Genomic DNA, 6,163 nt, shown 5'->3' with positions numbered 1-6,163 from the left:
CGATTTCTGCTAGTGGGTCTGGTAGTTTAGATCTAGCAGCAGGAAGCATTAAAGCTGATGCTGTCGATATCGCTAATGGCAACTTCAAAGCTCAAGTACTTGCATCCAATCTTGAGTTAGGTCGTCTTGGACCAATACCCCCCCAATTCAACGGTCCAGCTTCCGGGGAGTTTAGCATCTCAGGGAATCTAGATTCGGTAAGTCCTAGTACCATTGCTGCTAGTGGGTCTGGTAGTTTAGATGTCGCAGGAGGAAGCATTAAAGCTGATGCTGTCGATATCGCTAATGGCAACTTCAAAGCTCAAGTACTTGCATCGAATCTCCAGTTAGGTCGTCTCGGACCAATACCATCGCAATTCGACGGTCCAGCCTCCGGGGAGTTTAGCATCTCAGGGAATCTAGATTCGGTAAGTCCTAGCACCATTACCGCTAGTGGGTCTGGTACTCTAGATGTGGAAGGGGGTAGGATTCAGGCTTCTCAAATCGATATTGCCAATGGTAACTTCCAAGCCAAGGTACAAACCTCTAACCTTGACTTGGGTGCTCTTGTTCCGGTCCCGCCCCAATTCAATGGCCCTCTTTCCGGTAATGTCACTGTTTCTGGTAATCTAACTAATTTAACCATTGACGCCATTCAGGGCAAAGGGTCTGGACAACTGAAGGTTGCTGGTGGTCAATTACTAGGAACAGCTGAGTTTAGCAATGGTAAATTTCAAGGGGTTTTCCAGCCTACTAATCTCCAGTTGTGGGAGATTAATCCCGATTTACGAGGACTGCTCAATGGCAGTGTCAATATTTCTGCTCCGTTGCTATTGACACCAGATACAGCTCTATCAGCAATCCAAGCTAAGGGAAAGCTGAATTTTAGTGAAGGCATTTCTATACTTGAGCGTTCCCTAGCGACATCCTTTGACTGGAATGGTCAAAGGCTAGAGATTAAAGAAGCCACAGCCGAAGGATTCAATGCCAATGGTTTTGTCAATCTAAACCCAGGGAGTCAGGGCTTACAAGCAATTAAGACCTTTGATTTCCAGGTACAAGCAGAGGATTTGAATCTGCAACGATTACCTGCTGAGCTGCCTTATGCCTTCAATTTAGGAGGCTTAGTCGGTTTTAACGGTAACATTGCTGGTACTCCTCAAGCTCCGACAATTAACGGTGACTTAAGACTGCGGTACTTTTTTGCTGGTCCCCTGGAGTTTGAATCCCTACTGACAGGTCGAGTAAATATAGCACCAGACTCAGGGGTAAATCTCCAGCTAGCAGGTAATCAAGACAAACTGGAGGTTGTGCTAGACCCCAATTACCAACCCGTTTCCTTTTTGGTGCAGTATCAGAACAAAACCGCTACTGGGATTCGCTCAGGGGATGAGCTACAAATGACCGTAGATAATTTTCCCATCAATACCATTAAGAGTCTGGCCTTGAGTAGTGGTATGGTAGACAGTCAAAAGTTCGAACCATGGTTAAGCAAACCCTTGGCAGGAGAAATATCTGGGAACATTGCTCTGAACCTCAAGACCTTTGGTTCATCTGGTGAAATTGCGATCGCAAATCCCATCTTTGACAACCTCAGAGGTAATCTGTTACGAGGCTTTTTCCAATACCAGCAAGGGAAGATTACTCTAACCGATGGGTTGTTTCAAAAAGGTGATAGTCAATACTTATTTGCTGCCAACCTCACCCCAACCCCCAACGGACCAGAATTTAAAGGGCAACTCCAGGCTAAGCTCGGAGAAATCCAGGATGTTCTAACTACCCTACAACTATTTGAGATTACTGACCTAGGTCGAGGCTTGCAAGCGCCCGTCTACGGCACAGCTGCTGATCTTGCTGTTACTGGAGTAGGTAACCCACAAAATGGTCTCAAAAAACCCCTGCGGCGGATGTCAGAAATAGTCACCCTCCTAAACAGACAAAGGCAGCAGCGTCAAGAGAGCTTACTGTTACCAGAGCTTAGCGAGATGAATGGTGCTTTTACTGGCAGTATCAGTATGGAAGGTTCACTCAAAGATGGCATCAGTGCCCAATTTAATTTCCAAGGGGAAAACTGGCAGTGGGGTTCCTATAAAGCTGAGACAATTATCGCCCAAGGGAATTTTGAAGAAGGGGTACTGAATCTTTTACCTGTGCAGGTTCAATCGGGTCAGAGCCTAGCCACCTTGTCCGGTAGTATCAGTGAACAAGGGCCATCGGGTCAGCTCCGGCTAAAGAACGTCCCGGTTGCCTTGATTCGACAAGTATTGAAATTTCCCAGCTCTGTTGGTTATGGAGGATTTGTTGATGCCACAGCGGACTTTTATGGCAGTCTAAGCAATCCCCAAGCTAGGGGAGCAATATCCGTAGTGGATGCCACCCTAAACCGAACACCCCTCGAATCCATCGAAGGCAGCTTTAGTTACAACAATGCTCGCTTGAACGTGTTTGCCCAAAGTTTTCTGACTAAAGAGTCTGAACCCCTAACTATCACTGCCAAAATCCCTTACAAGTTACCCTTTGCTGAAGTAGAGCCAGAAAATCGGCAAGTCAGTTTACAACTCAAGGTTGAAAACGAAGGACTTGCCCGATTGAACATGCTTACCAATCAACAAATTGCTTGGGTCGATGGTAAAGGGCAAGTAGATTTAGATATTTCCGGTACCTTTGACCAAGACCAAGATTGGCTACAGCAACTGGAGCAACTTACCGTTATCGGTAACATTAATGTAGAAGACGCTACCATTGCTGCCCAATCCTTACCCGAACCCCTGACAGAGGTTAATGGCAAAATCCGGTTTAACTTCAACCGTATGGAAATTGTAGACACCTTACAAGGTAATTTTGGTGGTGGTAAATTAATAGCGGTAGGGAATTTGCCATTGCGAAACCTACCTAGACCATTAGAGAATCCCCTCACCGTTGACCTGAATCAATTAGCCATCAATCTCAAAGGGATTTACAGTGGTGGTGTTCAAGGTCAGACCATTATTACTGGGACTTTGTTTAATCCTAGGGTTGGTGGTTACATCGAATTGTTTGATGGTCAAGTACCCATCTCTGAATCTCAAACTGCCCCGACCGGGAGTAGCGCATCTACAGGTGACGAACTAATAGAGTTCAATAACTTAAAGTTGACCTTAGGTAAAAACATCCTAATTCGACAGCTGCCAGTATTAGATTTTCTTGCCAGCGGTACCCTTCTAATTAATGGCGACATGAGTGATATTAGACCAGAAGGAACGATTCAGCTGCTGCGCGGTCAGGTGAATCTCTTTACCACTCAGTTTCGCCTTGATAAAAAGTACAACAATAATGCCCGATTTGTAGCAGCTCTTGGCAGAGACCCAGAGTTAGATGTGCAGATGGTGGCATCGGTAATTGAATCTAGCAAACAACCCATTACCAGTGAAACCTTTGCTAATGAAATTAGCGATAACCCAACTAATTTTGGCACTACAGAAACTATTCGGGTTCAAGCAAAAGTAAAAGGGCTAGCAAGTCAGCTCTTTGACCGAGTAGAACTCAATAGTATGCCAAAACGTAGTGAAGGGGAAATTGTTGCCCTATTAGGGGGTGGCTTTGTAGATACCTTGGGTCGAGGCAATAGTACTTTGGGTTTGGCCAACTTAGCTGGGTCAGCACTACTAAGTAATGTCAGCAACCTGATTGGTGATGCAGCCGGATTAGATGAATTTCGCATTTTCCCTACTACAGTTACAGATGATAATAGGCGCACTGATAGCTTAGAGATAGGTGCTGAAGCCGGAATTAATATTACTAATAATGTATCATTTTCGTTGTTAAAAGTATTAACTACTGATCAGCCAATTCAGTACAACTTGCGCTATCGAGTTAATGAAGAAATTCTGCTACGCGGTGCTAGCAATTTTTCAGACGATACGAAGATAATTGTCGAGTATGAAAATCGATTTTAATTAGAATAATCGGGAATCGGGAATCGGGAATCGGGAATCGGGAATCGGGAATCGGGGTAAGAGGCGTTGAGACAGCCCGCCGGGAAATTGTCACAGGCAAGATGCCTGTTCCACACACCGGCTCAAACAGCTTTAATCAGATGCACCCGTTCATCACAGGTGTGACTCTGAGCAACAGTGGGGGGAACTCTAAGACTGAGACTAATCGGTCAGGTCTATCCATGGAAAGCGATCGCATCCCCCAACCCCAAAAAGCTAATCCCCTCACAGAAAGCCGAACCAGAGATACCATTTCACTAATGCAATTGGGCTTAGTGGGATTGCTCGAAGTCAGTAGTCTATGTTTATTACTCGCCTCACCCACCCTCGCTCAACTTACCCCAGATAGTACCTTGGGGGATGAAAATTCTCAGGTTACTCCTAATCAGACTATTCGTGGTGCAGTAGCAGATTTAATCGAAGGGGGAGCAATACGAGATAGTAACTTATTCCATAGTTTTCTCGAATTTAATGTTGGTAATGGTCAACGAGTGTATTTTGATAATCCCGATGGCATTACTAATATTCTGACTCGTGTTACTGGCAGCAACTTGTCTCAAATTCTTGGCACGTTGGGAGTAAACGGTAGCGCTAATTTATTCTTGCTCAATCCTAATGGTATTAACTTTGGTTCCAATGCGAGCTTAGATGTAGCAGGCTCCTTTTTTGCTAGCACTGCCGATAGTGCGGTCTTTGACAATGGTTTCAACTTTAGCGCTACTGATCCAAATGCCCCACCACTGTTAACCATTAATATTCCCACTGGTTTGCAATATGGTAGCAATCCTGCCCCAGTCAACGTGATAGGAGCTACTTTAGGCATAGAGACCGGGCAAACCATGGGCTTACTTGGGGGTCAAGTAAACCTCAATGGTCCCACTCTCCAAGTGCCCGGCGGACGGGTGGAATTAGGAGGATTATCCAGTTCAGGAACAGTTACCCTCAATGGTGCAACATCCGTTAGTTTTCCCGATGGAGTCGAACGAGGTGATATTTCGTTGAGCAACGGTTCGGTAGTAGATGTCACTAATGTTAATGGCGGAACTATTGCCATCAATAGTGCTAACTTCGACATGTCTCAATCCACTTTACAAGCTGGATTGACCGATGGAGCAGGTATACCAGATGCAGTAGCTGGCAATATTACCATTAACACTAATGGCAATACTAATCTTAGTGATAGAAGTTTGATTGCTAATGATTTAGAAACAAATGCGATAGGCAATGGCGGAAACATTCAGCTAACCACTAGCACCCTGACTATCACTGGTGGCTCAAGAGTTCAAACCGTTACCAATAGCAATGGGGCATCAGGAGATATTGAGATTAATGCTAATGGGGCGATTGATATCTCCGGTTTCACTGAAGATGGCTTATTTAGCGGTATCCTAACTCATTCCGCTGGTGACACTAGTGGCTTTGGTGGCAACATTACCATTAATAATGCCCAAGGGTCACTGAATCTAGCTAATCGGGGATTTATCGGTACAGTAACCAACAGTAGTAGTAATGGCGGTGCGATCGCACTGGATCTCAATACCTTAGTCCTGGAAACTGGCGCACAGATTATCACCCTTACCAGCAACTTAGGCAATGCTGGAGATATCACCATTAACGCTACCGAAAGTGTGACTATATCTGGGGAAAGTCGGGATTTTGTCCCTAATCCTTTCTTAGACTTAGAAACCTTTGACTTAAATGCTCTGGAGTTTATTACTGAACCGAATCCCAACGTGGCGGAATCTGGTCCTGGGGGAATTCCCTATGTTTCCATTGAACGGACTCCAGAACAGATTATTAATGGCACCACCGTATTGGGGGCAGCCGAAAATCAATTCGATTACTTCTCCTTTAGTATCACGAATGGCAACAGTCGAGCTATTTTCGACATCGACAATGGCTTTACAGGGGGAGACGGCAACGTAGATACCAAGATTTTCCTGTTTAATCAAGGTACAGGAGAATTATTAGAGGTCAATGACGATTCTTTGACCGCTGATGGTGCCGGTGGAAGTTTACCAGTCTTTGGCAGTTTCACCACAGACTCCTTAATTGATACCACTATCACCTCCCCAGGGGTTTACTTACTCGGAGTCGGTGCCTTCCCCTCTAGTGCTACTAATAATGAATTGATCCAGCGCGCAAGCCCACAAGTGGGGGACACTTACACCTTGCAAGTGTCTTTAGAAAACCTGGGCACGGAGGGAGTT

Annotated in this window: 2 protein-coding genes; both read left to right on the top strand. The window is 45.2% G+C overall.

Annotated elements, in window-relative coordinates; translation table 11 throughout:
- Positions 1-3,914: translocation/assembly module TamB (locus F6K52_RS30570; RefSeq protein WP_293087749.1), on the top strand; the 3,914-nt coding region annotated here is incomplete at its 5' end.
- A gap of 101 nt (positions 3,915-4,015) precedes the next feature.
- On the top strand, positions 4,016-6,163 hold a 2,148-nt coding region (locus F6K52_RS30565), incomplete at its 3' end, for a filamentous hemagglutinin N-terminal domain-containing protein (RefSeq protein ID WP_293087746.1).

This window comes from Moorena sp. SIO3H5 (assembly GCF_010692395.1).
Lineage (GTDB): Bacteria > Cyanobacteriota > Cyanobacteriia > Cyanobacteriales > Coleofasciculaceae > Moorena.
The sequence above is the reverse complement of the archived record's forward strand: the minus strand, read 5'-3'. Positions and strand labels throughout refer to the sequence as shown.